This is a genomic window from Streptomyces sp. NPDC046977 (assembly GCF_040644455.1).
Classification (GTDB): Bacteria; Actinomycetota; Actinomycetes; order Streptomycetales; family Streptomycetaceae; genus Actinacidiphila.
In genome coordinates, this window is the sequence record NZ_JBEYWO010000022.1 from 97722 (window position 1) to 117221 (window position 19500).

At 71.3% G+C, this 19500-nt stretch carries 20 protein-coding genes and 1 riboswitch; of the genes, 15 read left to right on the forward strand and 5 right to left on the reverse strand.

The features are described from left to right. The first annotated feature begins 81 nt into the window (after nucleotides 1–81). From ABZ883_RS29060 to ABZ883_RS29080, 5 genes are all read left to right on the forward strand, one after another. Entirely contained in the window at nucleotides 82–453 is a 372-nt protein-coding gene (locus tag ABZ883_RS29060; RefSeq protein ID WP_360911203.1) for a YraN family protein, read from the forward strand. After that, entirely contained in the window at nucleotides 453–2078 is a 1626-nt protein-coding gene (locus ABZ883_RS29065) for a YifB family Mg chelatase-like AAA ATPase (protein ID WP_360911205.1), read from the forward strand. The genes ABZ883_RS29060 and ABZ883_RS29065 overlap by 1 nt, the downstream gene beginning before the upstream one ends. Further along, nucleotides 2075–3310, forward strand: coding sequence for a DNA-processing protein DprA (dprA, locus tag ABZ883_RS29070; RefSeq protein WP_360911207.1), 1236 nt, complete (start codon nucleotides 2075–2077; stop codon nucleotides 3308–3310). The genes ABZ883_RS29065 and dprA overlap by 4 nt, the downstream gene beginning before the upstream one ends. A gap of 150 nt (nucleotides 3311–3460) precedes the next feature. Further along, a complete protein-coding gene (gene whiG, locus ABZ883_RS29075; protein ID WP_360911209.1) occupies nucleotides 3461–4297 on the forward strand; it encodes an RNA polymerase sigma factor WhiG in 837 nt (278 codons plus the stop codon). A 79-nt stretch (nucleotides 4298–4376) separates the two neighbouring features. Further along, nucleotides 4377–4934: a helix-turn-helix domain-containing protein gene (locus tag ABZ883_RS29080; RefSeq protein ID WP_360911327.1), complete on the forward strand. Its 558-nt coding sequence runs from the start codon at nucleotides 4377–4379 to the stop codon at nucleotides 4932–4934. On the opposite strand, the gene ABZ883_RS29085 is transcribed toward ABZ883_RS29080, so the two are convergent. Beyond that, on the reverse strand, nucleotides 4903–5556 hold the full coding sequence (locus ABZ883_RS29085; protein ID WP_360911211.1) for a M23 family metallopeptidase: 654 nt from the start codon (nucleotides 5554–5556) through the stop codon (nucleotides 4903–4905). The two genes, ABZ883_RS29080 and ABZ883_RS29085, sit on opposite strands and share 32 nt — an antisense overlap. A 288-nt stretch (nucleotides 5557–5844) precedes the next feature. On the opposite strand from ABZ883_RS29085, the gene rpsB reads away from it, so the two are divergent. From rpsB to ABZ883_RS29120, 7 genes are all read left to right on the forward strand, one after another. Continuing rightward, the gene (rpsB, locus tag ABZ883_RS29090) at nucleotides 5845–6780 is read left to right on the forward strand and encodes a 30S ribosomal protein S2 (RefSeq protein WP_360911213.1); all 936 of its coding nucleotides are present in this window, start codon (nucleotides 5845–5847) and stop codon (nucleotides 6778–6780) included. Between the two features lie 115 nt (nucleotides 6781–6895). Beyond that, nucleotides 6896–7732 carry a translation elongation factor Ts gene (gene tsf, locus ABZ883_RS29095; protein ID WP_360911215.1) on the forward strand — a complete coding sequence of 279 codons (837 nt, stop codon included), beginning with the start codon at nucleotides 6896–6898 and terminating at the stop codon, nucleotides 7730–7732. Between the two features lie 164 nt (nucleotides 7733–7896). Beyond that, entirely contained in the window at nucleotides 7897–8667 is a 771-nt protein-coding gene (pyrH, locus tag ABZ883_RS29100) for a UMP kinase (protein WP_360911217.1), read from the forward strand. 142 nt (nucleotides 8668–8809) lie between these two features. Beyond that, a complete protein-coding gene (gene frr / locus ABZ883_RS29105; protein WP_319660044.1) occupies nucleotides 8810–9367 on the forward strand; it encodes a ribosome recycling factor in 558 nt (185 codons plus the stop codon). A 157-nt stretch (nucleotides 9368–9524) separates the two neighbouring features. Next, on the forward strand, nucleotides 9525–10517 hold the full coding sequence (locus tag ABZ883_RS29110; protein ID WP_360911219.1) for a phosphatidate cytidylyltransferase: 993 nt from the start codon (nucleotides 9525–9527) through the stop codon (nucleotides 10515–10517). Nucleotides 10518–10601: 84 nt separating this feature from the next. Beyond that, on the forward strand, nucleotides 10602–11069 hold the full coding sequence (locus ABZ883_RS29115) for a nuclear transport factor 2 family protein (protein ID WP_360911221.1): 468 nt from the start codon (nucleotides 10602–10604) through the stop codon (nucleotides 11067–11069). A 112-nt stretch (nucleotides 11070–11181) separates the two neighbouring features. Then, a complete protein-coding gene (locus tag ABZ883_RS29120; RefSeq protein WP_360911223.1) occupies nucleotides 11182–11505 on the forward strand; it encodes a DUF6233 domain-containing protein in 324 nt (107 codons plus the stop codon). On the opposite strand, the gene ABZ883_RS29125 is transcribed toward ABZ883_RS29120, so the two are convergent. Continuing rightward, nucleotides 11495–11968: a hypothetical protein gene (locus tag ABZ883_RS29125; protein ID WP_360911225.1), complete on the reverse strand. Its 474-nt coding sequence runs from the start codon at nucleotides 11966–11968 to the stop codon at nucleotides 11495–11497. The two genes, ABZ883_RS29120 and ABZ883_RS29125, sit on opposite strands and share 11 nt — an antisense overlap. A gap of 124 nt (nucleotides 11969–12092) precedes the next feature. Further along, nucleotides 12093–13358, reverse strand: coding sequence for an APC family permease (locus ABZ883_RS29130; RefSeq protein WP_360911227.1), 1266 nt, complete (start codon nucleotides 13356–13358; stop codon nucleotides 12093–12095). Nucleotides 13359–13720: 362 nt separating this feature from the next. Between ABZ883_RS29130 and ABZ883_RS29135 the strand changes: the two genes are divergently transcribed. Continuing rightward, entirely contained in the window at nucleotides 13721–14698 is a 978-nt protein-coding gene (locus tag ABZ883_RS29135; protein WP_360911229.1) for a GNAT family N-acetyltransferase, read from the forward strand. A gap of 699 nt (nucleotides 14699–15397) precedes the next feature. On the opposite strand, the gene ABZ883_RS29140 is transcribed toward ABZ883_RS29135, so the two are convergent. Both ABZ883_RS29140 and ABZ883_RS29145 read right to left on the reverse strand, forming a co-directional pair. Next, nucleotides 15398–16129 (reverse strand): hypothetical protein, encoded by a 732-nt coding sequence (locus ABZ883_RS29140; RefSeq protein ID WP_360911231.1) that lies wholly within the window; start codon nucleotides 16127–16129, stop codon nucleotides 15398–15400. A gap of 148 nt (nucleotides 16130–16277) precedes the next feature. Then, entirely contained in the window at nucleotides 16278–16763 is a 486-nt protein-coding gene (locus ABZ883_RS29145) for a hypothetical protein (RefSeq protein ID WP_360911233.1), read from the reverse strand. A gap of 383 nt (nucleotides 16764–17146) precedes the next feature. Between ABZ883_RS29145 and rlmN the strand changes: the two genes are divergently transcribed. Then, complete coding sequence (gene rlmN, locus ABZ883_RS29150; RefSeq protein WP_360911235.1) at nucleotides 17147–18253, forward strand: 23S rRNA (adenine(2503)-C(2))-methyltransferase RlmN; 1107 nt, start codon at nucleotides 17147–17149, stop codon at nucleotides 18251–18253. Nucleotides 18254–18317: 64 nt separating this feature from the next. Then, nucleotides 18318–18422: riboswitch (TPP riboswitch) on the forward strand. Next, the gene (locus ABZ883_RS29155; RefSeq protein ID WP_360911237.1) at nucleotides 18414–19493 is read left to right on the forward strand and encodes a thiamine ABC transporter substrate-binding protein; all 1080 of its coding nucleotides are present in this window, start codon (nucleotides 18414–18416) and stop codon (nucleotides 19491–19493) included. (Overlaps the previous riboswitch by 9 nt.) The last annotated feature ends 7 nt before the right edge of the window (nucleotides 19494–19500 follow it).

Sequence of the window (19500 nt, forward strand, 5' to 3'; positions counted from 1 at the left end):
GGGGAAGTTATCCACAGGGCGCAGGCAAGATCATCTTTGGGGCGCCACTTCCGTCACAGTGAGTGACGGAGGTGGTGTGACATGAACGCCCGAGGAGCGATCGGACGGTACGGCGAGGACGTGGCGGCGCGATCCCTGGCGGCCGCCGGGATGACGGTGCTGGAGCGCAACTGGCGCTGCCGGCACCGCGAACGCCACGGCGAGATCGACATCGTGGCGACCGACGGGGACGCCGTGGTCGTCTGCGAGGTCAAGTCGCGGACGGAGGGCGGCCGAGAGCATCCGATGGCCGCGGTCACCGCGCGCAAGGCCGAACGGCTGCGGCGGCTCGCCGAGTGCTGGCTGGCCGACCACGGCGGCCCGCCACCGGGCGGGATCCGCATCGACGTCGTCGGCGTGACCCTGCCGCAGCGGGGCGCCGCCCGGGTCGAGCACGTACGGGGGGCCGCCTGATGGGATTCGCCCGAACGTGTTCGGTGGCGCTGCTCGGCGTGGAGGGCGTCGTGGTCGAGGTCCAGGCCGACCTGGAGCCCGGCGTGCCGGCGTTCACGCTGGTGGGGCTGCCCGACAAGAGCCTGACCGAGAGCCGCGACCGGGTCCGCGCCGCGCTCGTCAACAGCGGCGAGACGTGGCCGCAGAAGAAGCTCACCGTGGGCCTCAGTCCCGCGTCCGTCCCCAAGGGCGGCAGCGGCTTCGACCTCGCCGTCGCCTGCGCCGTGCTCGCCGCCAACGAGCGCGTCGCCCCCCGGGACATCGCCGACCTGATGATGATCGGGGAACTGGGGCTCGACGGCCGTGTCCGGCCCGTCCGCGGAGTCCTCCCGGCCGTCCTGGCCGCCGCCGAAGCCGGCTACCGGCACGTGGTCGTGCCCGAGCGGACGGTGGCGGAGGCCTCGCTCGTACCCGGCGTCCATGTGCTCGGGGTGCGCAGCCTGCGGCAGCTGATCGCGCTCCTCAACGACGAGCTGGCCCCCGAGGAGCCCGAGGACCCGGGCGAGGGGCGCCCCGATCCCATGCTGGCCGGCCTCGCCCTGCCCGGCGCGGGACACGGCACGGGGTTCTCCGACGCCGGGACCCCCGACCTCGCGGACGTCGCCGGGCAGGGCGTGGCACGCCTCGCCCTCGAAGTGGCGGCGGCCGGTGGCCACCACCTCTACCTCAAGGGCCCGCCCGGCGCCGGCAAGACCATGCTCGCGGAACGCCTGCCCGGACTCCTGCCGCCGCTGACGCGGCAGGAGTCGGTCGAGGTCTCCGCCGTGCACTCCGTCGCGGGCATCCTGCCCCCGGGCAAGCCGCTGGTCGAGGAGCCGCCCTACTGCGCCCCGCACCACTCGGCGACGATGCAGTCGCTCGTCGGCGGCGGCAACGCCCTCCCGCGCCCCGGCGCCGTCTCGCTGTCGCACAAGGGCGTGCTCTTTCTCGACGAGGCACCCGAGTTCGGCGGCCAGGCGCTCGACGCGCTGCGCCAGCCCCTGGAGTCCGGACACGTCGTCATCGCCCGCGCCGCCGGTGTCGTCCGCCTCCCGGCACGCTTCCTGCTCGTCCTGGCCGCAAATCCCTGTCCCTGCGGCCGGTACGGGTCGCCCGGCGGCCTGTGCGACTGCACGCCCAGCATGGTGCGCCGCTACCAGGGGCGACTGTCCGGGCCGCTGCTGGACCGGGTCGACCTGCGCGTGGAGGTCGAGGCGGTCAGCCGCTCCGAACTGATGGGCGGCACCGCCGGTTCCGAGAGCACGCGGACGGTCGCGGAACGGGTGCGCGAGGCCAGGGAAAGGGCCGCCGCGCGGTACGTGGGCACCCCCTGGCGGATCAACAGCCAGGTCCCCGGCCATGAGCTGCGGACGCGCTGGGCCGCCGCCCCGGGCGCCCTGCGCGCCGTCGAGCGGGACATGGAGCGCGGCCTGCTCACCGCGCGCGGTCTCGACCGCGTGCTGCGGGTCGCCTGGACCGTCGCCGACCTGGCCGGCCGTGACCGACCCGACGGCGTCGACATGGAACGCGCACTGGAACTGCGCACCGGGGTACGTCGCGGTCTCGCGGCGACAGGGGCGGCGCCGAGCACGAAGGAGGTCCCATGACGCACGGCACGCTCTTCGGTACCGACGACACTCTGGACGAACCCGGACCCGGGGACGAACCGCCCCCGACGGAGGAGGAGCGCTTCGCCCGGGCGGCGCTCACCGGCATCGCGGACCCCGGTGACACGACCGCCGGACGCTGGCTGCGGGAACTCGGCCCCGTCGAGACGCTCAAGGCCCTGACGGCCGGCGAGGCCCTGCCCGGGGCGAGCGAGCAGCGGCGGGCGGGCTACACCCTGCGGGCGTTCCGCGCCGACCCGGCGCGGGACCTTGCCGTGGTGCGGGCCCTGGGCGGGCGGTTCCTGTGCCCCGGGGACCCGGACTGGCCGACGCAGCTGGACGACCTCGGGGACGAGCGGCCGTTCGGGCTCTGGACGCGAGGCCGGCCCTCCCTGCGGATGTGGGCGCTGCGCTCGGTCGCCGTCGTCGGCGCCCGCGCGTGCACCGAGTACGGCTCCCACATGGCGTCCACGCTCGGCGCGGAGCTCGCCGAGTCGGGCTGGGTCGTCGTCTCCGGGGCCGCGTACGGCATCGACGGCGCGGCGCACCGCGGGGCGCTGTCCGTGCGGGGTGCGACGGTGGGGGTCGTCGCGTGCGGGGTGGACGTGGCCTATCCGCCCGGTCATGCCGAGTTGATCGGACGCATCGCCGAACAGGGTCTGCTCCTCAGTGAATTGCCGCCCGCCGCGCACCCGACGCGGTCCCGGTTCGTGCTCCGCAATCGTGTGATCGCGGCGCTGACGCGGGGCACCGTCGTGGTCGAGGCCCAGTACCGCAGCGGCTCGCTGATCACCGCGCGCCGCTCCCGGGAACTGGGGCGCTTCGTGATGGGAGTGCCCGGTCCCTGCACGTCGGCGCTGTCCCAGGGGGTGCACGAACTGCTGCGCGCGGACGGCATGCTGGTGACCGGCGCGGCCGATGTGGCCGAACTCGTCGGCCGGATCGGCCAGGACCTCGGGCCCGAGCGCCGTGGTGCCCTCCTGCCGCGCGATCTGCTCCCGCCCGAGACAGCACGGGTCCTGGAGGCACTGCCCGGCGGACGGGCCGGCGCCGAGTGCGCGGCGATCGCGGCGGCCGCCGCGAGCACCCCCGACGACACCCTTGGCCACCTCCTTGAACTGCATGTTCTCGGCTTCGTGGAACGTGACGGCCCGCGCTGGAAGTTGGCGGAAAACCATCTGAAGGAGGGGTGCGCGCCGACACGCTCCGCCGGTGAACACACCATCAGGTGACAGGACGGTTCTTGACCTGGGACCTCCGGGATGGCGAGCTTATGTCGACGCCGGAACGTCGCGTTCTGCGACCTCGTCGTCACGCTACGCTCAAGGAGGTCCGACTCCCGTCCGCCCCGCAGATCACAGCAGAACGGCTCAAATCCACGCATGCACCCGCACACCCCCGGGTCAGACCGCGCGACGGCGGCGACCACCGTCACCGGTTCCCCCCGGCCTCCCGCCCCCACCTCGCTCGACGCGCTGTGGCGGACCTACAAGTCCACGGGGGACACACGCCTGCGTGAGCAGTTGATCCTGCACTACTCACCCCTGGTGAAGTACGTGGCCGGGCGCGTCAGCGTGGGTCTGCCGGCCAATGTCGAGCAGGCGGACTTTGTCTCCTCCGGTGTCTTCGGGCTCATCGACGCCATCGAGAAGTTCGATCCCGAGCGCGCGATCAAGTTCGAGACCTACGCGATCACCCGCATCCGCGGCGCCATGATCGACGAACTGCGCGCCCTGGACTGGATCCCCCGCTCGGTGCGTCAGAAGGCCCGTGCCGTCGAGCGTGCCTACGCCACACTGGAGGCCTCGCTGCGGCGCACCCCCAGCGAGCCCGAGGTCGCCGCCGAGATGGGCATCGCGCTGGAGGAACTGCACGCGGTCTTCAGCCAGCTCTCGCTCGCCAATGTCGTCGCCCTGGAGGACCTGCTGCACGGCGGCGTCGAGGGCGGCGACCGGCTGAGCCTCGTCGACACCTTGGAGGACACCGGCGCCGACAACCCCGTCGAGGTCGCCGAGGACCGCGAACTGCGCCGGCTGCTGGCCAGGGCGATCAACACCCTTCCCGAGCGCGAGAAGACCGTGGTCACCCTCTACTACTACGAGGGCCTCACGCTGGCCGAGATCGGGCAGGTGCTCGGGGTGACCGAGAGCAGGGTCAGCCAGATCCACACCAAGTCCGTGCTCCAATTGCGCGCGAAACTGGCCGACGTCGGCCGATGACGCGCGTTGCCGACGGGAGGGCCCGGCCTCCGCGCGGCTTCCGTACAGTGGTGGCGTGCCCAAGATTCGAGCGGCCTCGGTGGCCGAGCACCGGTCGATGCAGCGCGACGCCCTGCTGGACGCCGCGCGAACCCTGCTCTCCGAGGGCGGTACGGAAGCCCTGACCTTCCCCGCCCTGGCCGAACGCACCGGACTGGCCAGGTCCTCGGTCTACGAGTACTTCCGCTCGCGCGCGGCCGTGGTCGAGGAGCTGTGCGCGGTCGACTTCCCCGTCTGGGCGGCGGAGGTCGAGGCCGCCATGGAGGCGGCCGACGGCCCCGAGCGCAAGATCGAGGCGTATGTGCGCCGTCAGCTCGCCCTCGTCGGGGACCGCAGGCACCGCGCGGTGGTCGCCATCTCCGCCGGCGAGCTCGACGCGGGCGCCCGCGAGAGGATCCGCGCGGCCCACGGCGGCCTGATCGCCATGGTCGTGGACGCCCTGGGCGCCCTCGGCCACCGTGAACCCCGGCTCATCGCCATGCTGGTGCAGGGCGTTGTGGATGCCGCGGTGCGCCGCATCGAACTGGGCGCGGCCGAGGAGCCGGACGCCATCGCCGACGCCGCCGTCACCACGGCCCTGCGCGGGGTCCTCGGCTGAGAGCGGGGACCGCCGCTCCCTCCGGCGGCCGCGCCCGCCTGCCTTCCGTCCCGTCGGGCAGCGGCACGCCGAACACCGGCAGCAGCCGCGACGGACCACCGCGCAACAGGGCGTCCGGCAGCAGCGACAGCGGATCGAGATAGGCGTCCCCGCGCCGCAGCCCCCAGTGCAGACAGCCGCCCGGGCAGTGCCACGGCCCGTCCGTGAGCTCCCCGACCACCTGGCCCGCGCGCACCTCGTCACCGGCGGCGACCGTCGCCCGCACCGGCTGGTACGTGATCCGCAGCCCTTCCGCCAGTCCGATCACCACTACTCCGCGCCCCGCCACCGACCCGGCGTACGTCACGCGGCCGGGCGCCGCCGCGCGCACCGGTGCGCCGGGGCCCGCCCGCAGATCCACCCCGCGGTGCCCCGCCCCCCATCGCACGAGCGGCGGGTCGAAGCCCCGTTCCACCACCGGCCGCCGCGCCCCGCCGGCCCCCGCCACCGGCCAGGCGCGGTCAGCCGCGCCGCCACCCTGGTCACCCCAGCGAGCGGTCGCGTTCGCGGGCCCCGTGGGCCCACCGAGCCACGTCACCACCGCGAGGTACACCGTCATCACGAACACCGTCGATCTCGTCATGACTCAACGGTGACGGACCCGGCCGGCAAGAGATGATCATGGTCGCGACCTGTGGACAACCGCCCGGGGCCCGCACCCCGCGGGCACGATGTCGCCCGCCGCTCCGGCGGTCCCGTACACTTTCCATGGCGATCCGGGTCACCGGGTCGACTTCGCACGCCCCGCCACCGTCCTCCTCGTGAGCGGTGGACGCGTCCCTCGGTCCCTTGTGGCACGGCGCGTTCGGGGCGTCAGGCGCGGCCGCCGTCCGGTGGCCGCTCAGAACCGAGTATCTCTAGGAGTACGGCCATGGCCGTCGTCACGATGCGGGAGCTGCTGGAGAGCGGCGTCCACTTCGGGCACCAGACCCGCCGCTGGAACCCGAAGATGAAGCGTTTCATCTTCACCGAGCGCAACGGCATCTACATCATCGACCTGCTCCAGTCGCTGTCGTACATCGACCGCGCCTACGAGTTCGTCAAGGAGACCGTCGCGCACGGCGGCTCCATCATGTTCGTCGGCACCAAGAAGCAGGCGCAGGAAGCCATCGCCGAGCAGGCGTCCCGCGTCGGCATGCCCTACGTCAACCAGCGCTGGCTGGGCGGCATGCTCACCAACTTCTCCACGGTCTACAAGCGCCTGCAGCGCCTGAAGGAGCTCGAGGAGATCGACTTCGAGGACGTGGCCGCCTCCGGCCTCACCAAGAAGGAGCTCCTGGTCCTCTCCCGTGAGAAGGAGAAGCTGGAGAAGACCCTCGGCGGTATCCGCGAGATGCAGAAGGTGCCCAGCGCCGTCTGGATCGTGGACACCAAGAAGGAGCACATTGCCGTCGGTGAGGCGCGCAAGCTCCGCATCCCGGTCGTCGCGATCCTCGACACCAACTGCGACCCCGACGAGGTCGACTACAAGATCCCGGGCAACGACGACGCGATCCGCTCCGTCACCCTGCTCACCCGCGTGATCGCCGACGCCGTCGCCGAGGGCCTCATCGCCCGCTCCGGTGCCGGTGCCGCCACCGGTGACAAGGCCGAGGGCGAGCCGCTCGCCGCCTGGGAGCGCGAGCTGCTCGAGGGCGACAAGGCCAAGGCCGACGAGTCCGCCGCCGAGCCGGCCGCCGCTGAGGCCGCTCCGGCCGAGGCCGCCACCGAGGCGCCCGCCGCCGAGGCCGCTCCGGCCGAGGCTGCTCCGGCTGAGGCCGCTGCCGAGACCGCCGAGGCGCCGGCCGCCGACGCCGAGCAGGCCTGAGCCTCGCCCGCCTTCCGATGCGTGTGAGGACGGCGGGGGCTCCGGCCCCCGCCGTCCGCACATAGAACCGCCGGACTCACCGGATTCACCGACTTCCGAGAAGAGACTGACAGACATGGCGAACTTCACCGCCGCCGACGTCAAGAAGCTCCGCGAGCTCACCGCCGCGGGCATGATGGACTGCAAGAAGGCGCTCGAGGAGGCCGAGGGCGACCTGGACAAGGCCGTCGAGATCCTCCGGGTCAAGGGCCAGAAGGGTGTCACCAAGCGCGAGGGCCGCTCCGCGTCCAACGGCGCCGTGGTCTCCCTGATCGCCGGTGACAACAGCGAGGGTGTCCTCGTCGAGCTCAAGTGCGAGACCGACTTCGTCGCCAAGGGTGACAAGTTCGTGGCCGCCGCCGACGCCATCGCCGCGCACGTCGCCGCCACCAAGCCTGCCGACCTGGAGACGCTGCTCTCCTCCGAGATCAAGGACGGCCAGTCCGTCCAGGCCTTCGTCGACGAGGCGAACGCCACCCTCGGTGAGAAGATCGTCCTGGACCGCTTCGCGCAGTTCACCGACGGCTTCGTCGCCTCCTACCTGCACCGCACCAGCCCGGACCTGCCCCCGCAGGTCGGCGTCCTGGTCGAGCTGGACAAGGAGAACGCCGAGGTCGCCAAGGACGTCGCGCAGCACATCGCCGCCTTCGCCCCGACCTTCCTGTCCCGTGAGGACGTTCCGGCCGAGACCGTCGAGAACGAGCGCCGCGTCGCCGAGGCCACCGCTCGCGAGGAGGGCAAGCCCGAGGCCGCCCTCTCGAAGATCGTCGAGGGTCGCGTCAACGGCTTCTTCAAGGAGAACGTCGTTCTCGAGCAGGCCTTCGCCAAGGACAACAAGAAGAGCGTTCAGAAGGTCCTGGACGAGGCCGGCGTCACGCTGAAGCGCTTCGCCCGCTTCCGCGTCGGTGTCTGAGCGTCCTAGCCGCGCAAGCGATTGACCGGCGACCCCGCTAGGGTCGTACGCAGCCTGCCGTTCACCGGCGGCCGGCCGCAGTTGTGACGAGGAGGCCATTGCTACAGGGAACGATCACGAACCCTCGGCAATGGCCTTCTTCGTACGTGCACGAGGAGATCTCCATGGATCAGGGCGCCGACAAGGCCCACAAGACCAACGGCGACGGCTCCAACGCCCAGCGCCGGTACCTGCTCAAGCTCTCCGGAGAGGCTTTCGCCGGCGGCGGGGGACTGGGTGTCGACCCCGACGTCGTGCACAAGATGGCCCGTGAGATCGCGGCGGTCGTCCGCGACGGCTACGAGATCGCCGTCGTCATCGGCGGCGGCAACTTCTTCCGCGGCGCCGAACTCCAGCAGCGCGGCATGGACCGGGCACGCTCCGACTACATGGGCATGCTCGGCACCGTGATGAACTGCCTCGCCCTCCAGGACTTCCTGGAGAAGGAGGGCATCCAGTCGCGCGTGCAGACCGCGATCACCATGGGGCAGGTCGCCGAGCCCTACATCCCGCTGCGGGCCGTGCGCCACCTGGAGAAGGGCCGTGTCGTGATCTTCGGCGCCGGCATGGGCATGCCCTACTTCTCCACCGACACCACCGCCGCGCAGCGCGCCCTGGAGATCGACGCCCAGGCGCTGCTGATGGGCAAGAACGGCGTCGACGGGGTCTACGACTCCGACCCGCGCAAGAACCCCGACGCCGTGATGTTCGACGCCCTGGAGTACTCCGACGTCATCGCCCGCGACCTGCGCGTCGCGGACCTGACGGCGATCACGCTCTGCCAGGACAACAAGCTTCCGATCCTCGTCTTCGAGCTGCTCGCGGAGGGCAACATCGCGCGGGCCGTGAAGGGTGAGAAGATCGGCACGCTCGTCAACGACACGGGCGCCCGCTGACGGACGACGCCGGCCGCAACCCGGCCGGCGATCCGCCCGGAACGGGGATGGACAACAGGCTGCCGGTCGGACACCGTGCAGGGAAGACGCGCGCAGGGGCCCGGATTGGATGGCTCCGCCTTCTGAAGACCAGGAGCACATGGTGATTGAAGAGACCCTCCTCGAGGCCGAGGAGAAGATGGAGAAGGCCGTCGTGGTCGCCAAGGAGGACTTCGCCGCGATCCGTACCGGCCGTGCCCACCCGGCGATGTTCAACAAGATCGTGGCGGACTACTACGGTGCCGCGACCCCGATCAACCAGCTCGCCTCCTTCGCGGTGCCCGAGGCGCGGATGGCCGTGATCACCCCCTTCGACAACTCGGCGCTGCGCAACATCGAGCAGGCCATCCGGGACTCCGACCTCGGCGTCAACCCGACGAACGACGGCCGGATCATCCGGGTGGTCTTCCCGCAGCTGACCGAGGAACGCCGCAAGGAGTACATCAAGGTCGCCCGCGGCAAGGCGGAGGACGCGCGGATCTCCGTCCGCAGTGTGCGCCGCAAGGCCAAGGAGACCCTCGACAAGCTGGTCAAGGACGGCGAGACCGGCGAGGACGAGGTGCGCCGGGCGGAGAAGGAGCTCGACGACACCACGCACAAGTACGTGGCGCAGATCGACGAGCTGCTCAAGCACAAGGAATCCGAGCTGCTCGAGGTCTGATCCCCGGCATCTGGTTCCGGCCCCCGGGCCGGAACCGGCCACGCCGGGCCAGTCGGCCCGGCCGCCGAGCCCCGGCCTGTGCGCCGGCCCTGCTCCTCCGCCCACTCACCCCACCTCCGACCGACCCGGACCGGACGAAAACGCGAGGCGAATCTCCGTGAACGACTCTTCCTGGGGGGCTTCGCCACGCGCCGGCTCCTGGGGAGGCGAGGACGAAGGGGCCACTCGTATGAGCGGCCCCTTGTTCCGCGACGATGCCCCCGAACCGGCGGACCACTCCGCGCGGCCCGATCGTCCCGCGCCGCGACAGGCGGCCCCGGGCGGCCCCGCGAAGAAGAGCGCCGGGCGCAACCTGCGCGCCGCGATAGGGGTCGGCGTCGGCCTCGGTGTTGTCATCCTCGCCTCGCTCTTCATCGTCAAGGCCGTGTTCGTCGCGGTCGTCGCGGCGGCGGTGGTGGTGGGGCTGTGGGAGCTGACCTCGCGGCTCGCGGAACGCAAGGGGATCAAGGCACCGCTGATCCCGCTGGCCGTGGGCGGCGCGGCGATGGTCGTCGCCGGGTACGCGCGCGGCGCGGAGGGCGCGTGGGTGGCCATGGCCCTCACCGCGCTCGCCGTCCTGGTCTGGCGGATGGTCGAACCCCCGGAGAACTACCTCCGTGACGTCACGGCCGGCGTCTTCGCTGCCTTCTACGTACCGTTCCTGGCCACCTTCGTGGTGATGATGCTCGCCTCGCACGACGGTCCGTGGCGCGTCTTCGTCTTCCTGCTGCTGACGGTCGTCAGCGACACCGGCGCGTACGCGGTGGGATGGCGCTTCGGCACGCACAAGCTGGCGCCGCGCATCAGCCCCGGCAAGACCCGCGAAGGCCTGGTCGGGGCCGTCACCTTCGCGATGGCGGCCGGCGCGCTGTCCATGCAGTACCTGATCGACGGCGGTCACTGGTGGCAGGGCCTGCTGCTGGGCCTCGCCGTCGCCGCCAGTGCCACTCTCGGCGACCTCGGCGAGTCGATGATCAAGCGCGATCTCGGCATCAAGGACATGGGCAAACTGCTGCCGGGCCACGGCGGCATCATGGACCGCCTGGACTCGCTCCTGCCCACCGCGCCCGTGGTGTGGCTGCTGCTGGTGATCTTCGTCGGCTCCGGCTGAAACCCGTCGCGCGGGGATGCGATCAACGGCGTCCTGGGGTGGACTTGATCAACCCTCCCCGGACGCCGAGCCACTGGAGCGAGCATGGCCGCCACACCCTTGGTACCGCCCTTCACGCGTGAGACCGCCATCCAGAAGGTCCGCATGGCCGAGGACGCCTGGAACTCCCGCGACCCCGTGAAGACCTCGCTCGCCTACTCGCAGGACAGCCGCTGGCGCAATCGCGCGGAGTTCGTCAACGGGCGGGACGAGATCGTCGCGTTCCTCACCCGGAAGTGGAACCGCGAGCTGGACTACCGCCTGATCAAGGAACTGTGGGCCTTCGACGGCAACCGCATCGCCGTCCGCTTCGCCTACGAGTCCCACGACGACTCCGGCAACTGGTACCGCTCCTACGGCAACGAGAACTGGGAGTTCGACGACCAGGGCCTGAACTGCGTCCGCCACGCCTGCATCAACGACCTGCGCATCGACGAGTCGGAGCGGGCCTACCACTGGCCGCTCGGACGCCGCCCCGACGACCACCCGAGCCTGTCCGACCTGGGGTTCTGAGCCGCGCGGGCCGTGTCGCGGCGCGTGCGCGGTACGCGTGGGGCACACCTGACGCACGCCCGCGGCGGACTCGTGCTGGCCGTGCGATCCCGGTCCGGCTAATCTCGAACACGTGTACGAGTTGCCATCGGATCTGGAACGTCTGCGGGTGATCCGTCTGTACCTCCAGCTGCAGATCGACGCCGTGGACGCCAGGATCCGGAAGGCGGAGGCCGGCGTCCGCCCGCGGCGGCGACCCGCGCCCGCCCGGGCCTGGCGCCTCCAGAGCGTTCCCGATCCCCAGGGCGGCCCCGGCCGCGGCGTCGTCCACCGCGACGACTGCCGCGTCCGCGGCGGGGGACGGCTCAGCGCGAAGGAGTTCGAGATCGCGCTCGGCATGCCCGAGGTCAGCGTGTGCGGGATCTGCCGTCCGGACCGCGGCGCCCTCAGGTCCTGACGTGTGCCTTCCGGGCGCGGCGCTCCGATTCGACCGCCGCGGCGCCGGCGCACACGACCGCGCCCAGGGCGAAGCCCGCGGCGGCCGGGTTGACGTAGCCCGGCACGGCCGTGGCCGCGTAACTGCCGCCGTCCTTCGTCTCGCAGACGAAGCGGAGCGGTACGTACTCCACGCGGTAGCCCACGACATCGAGCGCCCGCTCCCACGGGCCCGGCGACCTGCAGGGGCGCAGCGGTGCCGAATCGGTGCCGCCGTCCTCCGCCTGGATGACGGCTCCCGCGACGTGCATCAGGCCCCACGTGTACATCGCGACCGCACAGGCGCCCAGCAGTGCAGCGCCGCTCTTGAGCCGCACCTCCCGTCCGGCGCCGCGCATCCCGGACCGGCCGAGGGTGCCGAGGCCGTAGCCGGCCAGGGCGAGTACGGCGACGAGGCCGGCGGGGACGAGCAGCAGGAGGACCATCGGGCGAGTCCATCAGCGCGGGAGCCGGACGGCTGTGACGGAGCCCACAGTTCCGGCAACAGGGCTGTCACGGTGTGCGCGGTCCCGAACGGGCGCCGCGCAGCGCGGTGTTGGGGGTGTTCCGTCAGGCGCGACGGGCGGCGGCCTTACGCAGGCCGTGGACGGCGGCGCCGGCGGCGATCACGGCGGCGCCCGTGAGGACCGAGGCCACGGGGAGCGCGAAGGCCAGCACGAGGCAGCCCGCCGCACCGGCGATCGGCACGACGCGGGCAGGACGGCCCTCGGCGGGGCTCAGCGTCCAGGCGGAGGCGTTGGCGACGGCGTAGTAGACCAGCACCCCGAAGGACGAGAAGCCGATCGCGCCGCGCACGTCCGTGGTCGCGGCCAGGACGGCGACGACCGCGCCGACGGCGAGTTCGGCACGGTGCGGGACCTGGAAGCGGGGGTGGACGGCGGCGAGCGCGTGCGGCAGGTGACGGTCGCGGGCCATCGCCAGCGTGGTGCGCGAGACGCCCAGGATCAGGGCGAGCAGCGAGCCGAGGGCGGCCACCGCCGCGCCGGCCCGGACGACGGGCGCCAGCGCGGGCACACCGGCCGCGTGGACGGCCTCGACCAGGGGCGCGGCGGTGCGGGCGATGCCACCGGGGCCCAGGACCAGCAGGACGCACACGGCGACGGCCGCGTAGACGACCAGGGTGATGCCGAGCGCCAGCGGGATCGCCCGCGGGATCGTCCGTTGGGGGTCGCGTACCTCCTCGCCGAGGGTGGCGATGCGCGCGTACCCGGCGAAGGCGAAGAACAGCAGCCCTGCGGCCTGGAGGACGCCGCCGAACGAGGCGTCGGCGCCGACATCGAGGCGGGCCGTGTCCATGACGCCGGAGGTGAGGCAGGAGGTGACCACGACGGCGAGCACCGCCAGTACCACGGCGACGATCGCCCTGGTCAGGAGCGCGGACTTCTGCACCCCGGCGTAGTTCACCGCGGTGAGCGCGACCACCGCGGCGACCGCGACCGCGTGGGCCTGGCCCGGCCACACGTACGAGCCCACCGTCAGGGCCATCGCCGCGCAGGAGGCGGTCTTGCCGACGACGAACCCCCACCCGGCCAGATAGCCCCAGAACTCCCCGAGCCTCTCGCGGCCGTACACATAGGTGCCGCCCGACTGCGGGTAGCGGGCCGCCAGCCTGGCCGAGGAGGTGGCGTTGCAGTACGCCACCACGGCCGCGAGGGCGAGGCCGGGCAGCAACCCGGAGCCGGCCGCGGCGGCGGCCGGGGCGAGTGCCGCGAAGATCCCGGCGCCGATCATCGACCCGAGCCCGATCAGCACCGCGTCGGACACCCCAAGGTGCCGCTTCAGCTCCCCGGTGCCCGTGGTGGCCGACGTGCTCATCACTCACTCCCCAGTCCACCGGCGCCCGGACCGGTCAGGATTGCCGTACCGGCGCACGATAGCGGCACGAGGTGGACGGCTTCCGACCACGGCCGCGCGACGGTGTGCGACGGCCTTCGCGTACGCGTGTCCCGGCCCCCATCGCGGAAGGCGGGTGCGGGCACCGACACCGTTCGCGCAGCGGTCCGGAGGAGGCGAACCTTCGTCTGCGCCGCACCCAACGGGCGCTTTGCGGACCCGGCACGGCCCCGCAGCCGGATTGCACGGCTGGAACAGGGTCCCGGGAGCGCGTCACCGTGCCTTCGGTCCTGGTCGCGAAAACCGAGCGACACCGTGCCGTGGGTTTCAGTACGGTCCGCTGCATGGACGCAGAATCCGCCCACTTGACGTGGCGACCGCTCACCATCGGGGACGCGAAGGCGACGGCCGACCTCCTCAAGGCCATGGAGACGGAAGACAGGATCGGCGAGCACTACGACGAGGAGGACACCCTCCAGGAACTGATGGATCCCTACGCGGACCTGGGGCGCGCGAGCCTGGCTGCCTTCGACGGCGATGTGATGGTCGGCTACACAAAGGCCACCTACAAGCCGACCGCCGAGGAGATACACCGGGTCATGGTCGAGGGCGGGGTGCACCCGGACTACCGTCGCCAAGGGGTCGGCACCGTGTTGCTGGAGGCCGGGACAGCGGGTGCGAAGGCGTTGCACGCGCTGCATCACCCGACGTTGAAGCTCGTGGTCGAGGCCCAGCAGGCCGAGCACATCCCCGGCGCGGCCCCGCTCTTCCGCTCCCAGGGGTTCGCGCCGACCCGCTATTACCAGTCCATGGAGCACCCGCTGCGCGGCGCGATCCCGGACACGGCGATCCCCGACGGCCTGCGGGTCGAGCCGTGGTCGGAGGAGAGCGACGAGGAGTTCCGGATGATCCGGAACGAGGCGTTCAAGGATCATTGGGGCAGCGTCCCGGTGCCCGTTGACGCCTGGAAGAACAAGATCACCAATCACAGCTTCCGGCCCGAGGTCAGCTTTCTGCTCCGGGACGTGGCGACCGGAGCCCCGGCCGGCATGCTGGTGACCATGTCGTGGGACGCCGACACGGCGGCCACCGGCGTGCGCGAGGCCTACTTCATGCTCATCGGGACGCTCCGGGAACACCGCAAGCGCGGAGTCGCCGGCGGGCTGATCGCGCACGCGCTGCGCAGCGCCGCCGACCGGGGCTATGGGAAGGCCGGCCTGAGCGTGGACTCGGCGAATCCCAGCGGGGCGTTCGGGATCTACGAGAAGGCCGGGTTCGTGGCCAAGGAGCGGTCCGTGCGGTGGGCGCTCGACGTCCAGTGACCGGGGTGCGTGGGTGTCGCACGAATCGTCGCCCGTCATTCGGACGCACACGGCGTCGCTCACGCCCCCGTCTGCGCCCGCAGGGGGAGGCCAGGGGGCGCGCAGCCAAAACCGCGGTGGCTGCGGCGGCCGGTGCTCCGATGCTTCGACTCGCCGCCGCGTGAGCCTTCCAAGCCCGGGCACAGGTCGGGCTGCCGCGGGCGGGGCAAGGAGTCGGCCCGATGTGCGGACAGCGGTCGCCGAGCGGCCCCTCCGCGGGGCGAAAGACCTGCGCCCATCCTTGAGCAGTGTCCTTCACCTCTGGCGCCGGACCCAGGGCGGTTCGGTAGGTGACGCCGGACACGCTTGTCCCTTCGCCCAGCCGGGCGAGGGGAGTTGTTGCGTCCGCCCATCGGCAAGTCCCCCGGCGAACACAACAAGGACATAGGCGGAGCTGGGGTTCATGGACGGTCTCACCGCCGATGGACGCGGCCCGTCGTGGTCCTGCTCGCGGCGGTTGAGGTGCCACATGCCTGCCTGATGCACGCGGAGGCCGGCAGGAACCTGCCTGGCCCGGCCGCCGCTATGCGGGGCGCCCATTGATCGACCGCCGGTCCCGGTAGGCGCCGGCCGCGGCTTGTGCTCCCTGGTGCGAGGAACCCCCGTAGGCGTGACCGGCACCAGGGAGCCGACGGCGGGAGACCGCCCGAGTCTCCTTTTCTACGGGATCGAATCGTAGGCGCTCGCGGATTCCCATTTCTTGTCGAACTGGTCCCTGAAGAATGTGTACCAATCGCCGTCGTTGCGACGAGTCACGGTGAAGGTGGGGCGCTGCCAATGATTGGCCCGGAAGGTGGCGAGGCGCATGATCATTTTCCCTCGGTCCGTCGAGGGATCGGAGGCGATCACTGTGTAGTGCGGCACATGGGTCAGGGTCCTGATTTCCAGCCTTCCGGAAACGGGACCGGACAGCGGTGCCGCGAGCCTCCTGAGGTTGCCTTCCAGGTTGGCACTGAGGTCGTCGGCGCTGCGGTTGGCGGCTTCACTGGCCGCGACGGCCATGGCCGGGCTGTTCGGCTCGATGACGAGGATCTTGACGTTCAGGCCCGCGGTGACGGCTCTCCTCAATTCCTGCTCGTACGACGCCAGGTGCAGTTCAAGTGTCCAGCCGTGGAGCCACAATTCGCGGGACGACGAGATCATCTCCTTGATCTCGTCGGCGTCGTCCACCTCGGTGAAGAAGCGGTCTGCGTTCGATCGAGCGAGCCCGGCGAGAGAATCGTTGATCCTGTCGCCCTGTGAGCGAATTCTGAGAAGTGAGAATCCTACGAGAGCCAGTACTGCCAGAACACCGGAAGTAATGACTTCTGGCGAAGTTTTGCCGACCAGCCCTAGAACGCCGAATGCGACGGCTGCGACCAGCGTCACGTAGAGGTCGAGACTGTGCATCACGCTGCGTACGGTCCGCGAGAATCGGGAACCTGAATCGGACATGCCGCCCCCCTGGGAAGAATCGCTCCAGAAGTGTTGTCTCCAGGGGCGGGTGGCGTGAACCGGGCCGTGCGGAGTCGGCCGGCTGTCGAGCTCGAGCCAGGTCGGGTCAGCCGTCGAACCAGACGACCAGGCGGACGCCCTCGTCGCCGTGGAGGTTCGCCAGTGTGCGCATCACCGACCAGACGGGGGCCCAGTCCCTGTGCGGCACGGCATCCTTGCGGCGGAGGCGGCCGATGCGGAAGAGGCGGTCGCCGTCCGGCCACTCGGTGCCCTCGGCGTAGACCCTGCCCGCGTGGTGGAGGGTGTGGTGGTCGGTGTGACCGGAGAGCTCGGCGAAGCGGGTGAGGCCGGAGTTCTGCCCGTGCATCACCCAGGTCCCGTCGGGGCTGCGGCGGTACTCGTGAACGCAGTCGTCGACCTCGTTCGCGATCTCCTCCCAGTCCGCGGCCTTCAGCTCCGCCCAGGTGATCCAGGATGCGTCGGGGCAGGTCCGAGCCCCAGGACTGGACGTCGGCGAGGGTCTCCCGCGACGCGTCGGACGGAAGGCCGCGGAGATCGGCGAGCGGGCGGAAGGAGGTGGTGTCGCGGACACCGAACAGCGACCCGAAGGCGACGTAGGAGCGCCCGTTGTACAGATGCATGAGGTTGATGGCCCTGAACCAGACCCGGTCGTCCTCGTCCAGCCAGTGATCCCAGCGGCACTCTATGAACCCGTAAATGTCCGTCCCCATGACGGGAATTGTTCTTCGTCGGGGCGAGGAGGGCGACGGGATTTCCGCTGTGCCGGCGCCCGGACGGGCGTGTCGGCTGCTCGCAGTCGCCCCCTCGCGGCGCGGACCGCGTCGTCCGGGCCGTCTGCGGGCCGTGAACGGTCGGTCGAGGCCGACCGCGGTCGACAGGGGACACCGGAGAGTGACGGGGGCCTCACCCGTCCGACCTGGGGCGCCCCAAACGATCTGCGACACTGGACGGACCATGCCTGCACCCGGAGAACTCACTTTCGTCGCGCCGCGCGCCGCCAAGAAGCCGCCGCGGCACCTCGCCGACCTCACGCCCGACGAGCGGCGGGAGGTGGTCGCGGAGCTGGGGGAGAAGCCGTTCCGGGCCAAGCAGCTGTCGCAGCACTACTTCGCGCGGTACACCGACGACCCGGCCGCGTGGACGGACATCCCGGCGGCGTCGCGCGGGAAGCTGGCCGAGGGGCTGCTGCCGGACCTGATGTCGGTCGTGCGGCACAGCAGCACGGACAACGACACGACGCGCAAGACGCTGTGGCGGCTGTTCGACGGGACGCTGGTCGAGTCGGTGCTGATGCGCTACCCGGACCGCGTGACGATGTGCATCAGCTCGCAGGCGGGCTGCGGCATGAACTGCCCCTTCTGCGCGACCGGGCAGGCAGGCCTGGACCGGAACCTGTCCACCGGCGAGATCGTGCACCAGATCGTCGCGGGCATGCGCGCGCTGCGTGACGGGGAGATCCCGGGCGGCCCGGCGCGGCTGTCGAACATCGTCTTCATGGGCATGGGCGAGCCGCTGGCCAACTACAAGCGCGTGGTGGGCGCCATCCGCCGGCTGACCGACCCCGAGCCGGACGGGCTGGGGCTGTCGCAGCGGGGCATCACCGTCTCCACGGTCGGCCTCGTGCCGGCGATGCTGCGTTTCGCCGACGAGGGCTTCAAGTGCCGCCTCGCGGTGTCGCTGCACGCGCCCGACGACGAGCTCCGCGACACCCTGGTGCCGGTCAACACGCGCTGGAAGGTGCGCGAGGTGCTGGACGCCGCGTGGCACTACGCCGACGTGTCCGGCCGCCGCGTGTCGATCGAGTACGCGCTGATCCGGGACATCAACGACCAGGCGTGGCGCGCCGATCTGCTGGGGCGGCTGCTCAAGGGCAAGCGCGTGCACGTCAACCTGATCCCGCTCAACCCGACGCCGGGCTCGAAGTGGACGGCGTCGCGGCCCGAGGACGAGCGGGCGTTCGTCGCGGCGCTGGAGGCGCACGGCGTCCCGGTGACCGTGCGCGACACCCGGGGCCAGGAGATCGACGGGGCCTGCGGGCAGCTGGCGGCTTCCGAGCGCTGAGCGGCGCTTGCTAGGGTGGCGGTCGTTTGCGGCCGTTTGCCCTGAACGGCCTGAACGACAACAGAACATCCGACAGGGGAGCGCACACAGCGCTGAGAGTGCGGCACGGCCGCAGACCCTCGAACCTGATCCGGGTCATACCGGCGTAGGGAGTCACTTGATGAGCACCATCCGTCGGCGTGCCGCCGGCACCGCCCTCGTTGTCGCGCTCGGCGCGGCGTCCCTCGCGGCCTGCGGCGGAGGCGGCGATTCTGCCGCCGGCGGCGGTTCCAGGACCGTCACCCTCGTCAGCCACGACTCCTTCGCCGCCTCGAAGGCCGTGCTGAAGGAGTTCACGCGGCAGACCGGCTACACGGTCAAGGTCCTGCGCGGCGGTGACGCGGGCGCTGCGGTCAACCAGGCCGTGCTGTCCAAGGGCAACCCGCAGGGCGACGTCTTCTTCGGCGTCGACAACACCCTGCTCTCCCGCGCCCTCGACAACGGCCTGTTCACGCCGTACGAGGCGAAGGACCTGGACAAGGTGCCCGCCGCCCTGCAGCTCGACGCCGCGCAGCACCGCGTCACGCCCGTCGACTTCGGCGACGTGTGCGTCAATTACGACCGCGCCTGGTTCGCCGCGCACAAGGTGCCCGTTCCCGAGACTTTCGACGACCTGGTCAAGCCGGAGTACAAGGACCTGCTGGTCACGGAGAACGCCGCGACCTCCTCCCCGGGTCTGGCCTTCCTGCTGGCGACCACCGCGAAGTACGGGGACGAGGGCTGGCAGGACTACTGGACCAAGCTGAAGGCCAACGGCGTCCAGGTCGTCGACGGCTGGGAGCAGGCGTACTACGACAACTTCTCCGGAGCGGGCGGCGGCAAGGGCGACAAGCCGCTGGTCGTGTCCTACGCCTCCAGTCCGCCCGCCGAGGTGCTCGCGCTGAAGGAGCAGCCCGCGCAGGGCCCGACCGGCGTGGCGACGGCCACCTGCTTCCGGCAGATCGAGTTCGCCGGGCTGCTGGACGGCGCGAAGAACACCGAGGGCGGCAAGGCGCTGATCGACTTCCTGCTGAGCCGCGCCTTCCAGGAGGACATGCCGCTCAGCATGTTCGTCAACCCCGCCCGCGGCGACGCGAAGCTGCCCGAGGTCTTCACCAAGTACGCGCCCGTGATCAGCGGTTCGGCCACCGTCGAGCCGAAGAAGATCGCCGCGAACCGTGAGCAGTGGGTCAAGACGTGGTCCTCGCTCGTGCTGAAGTGACCGGAGC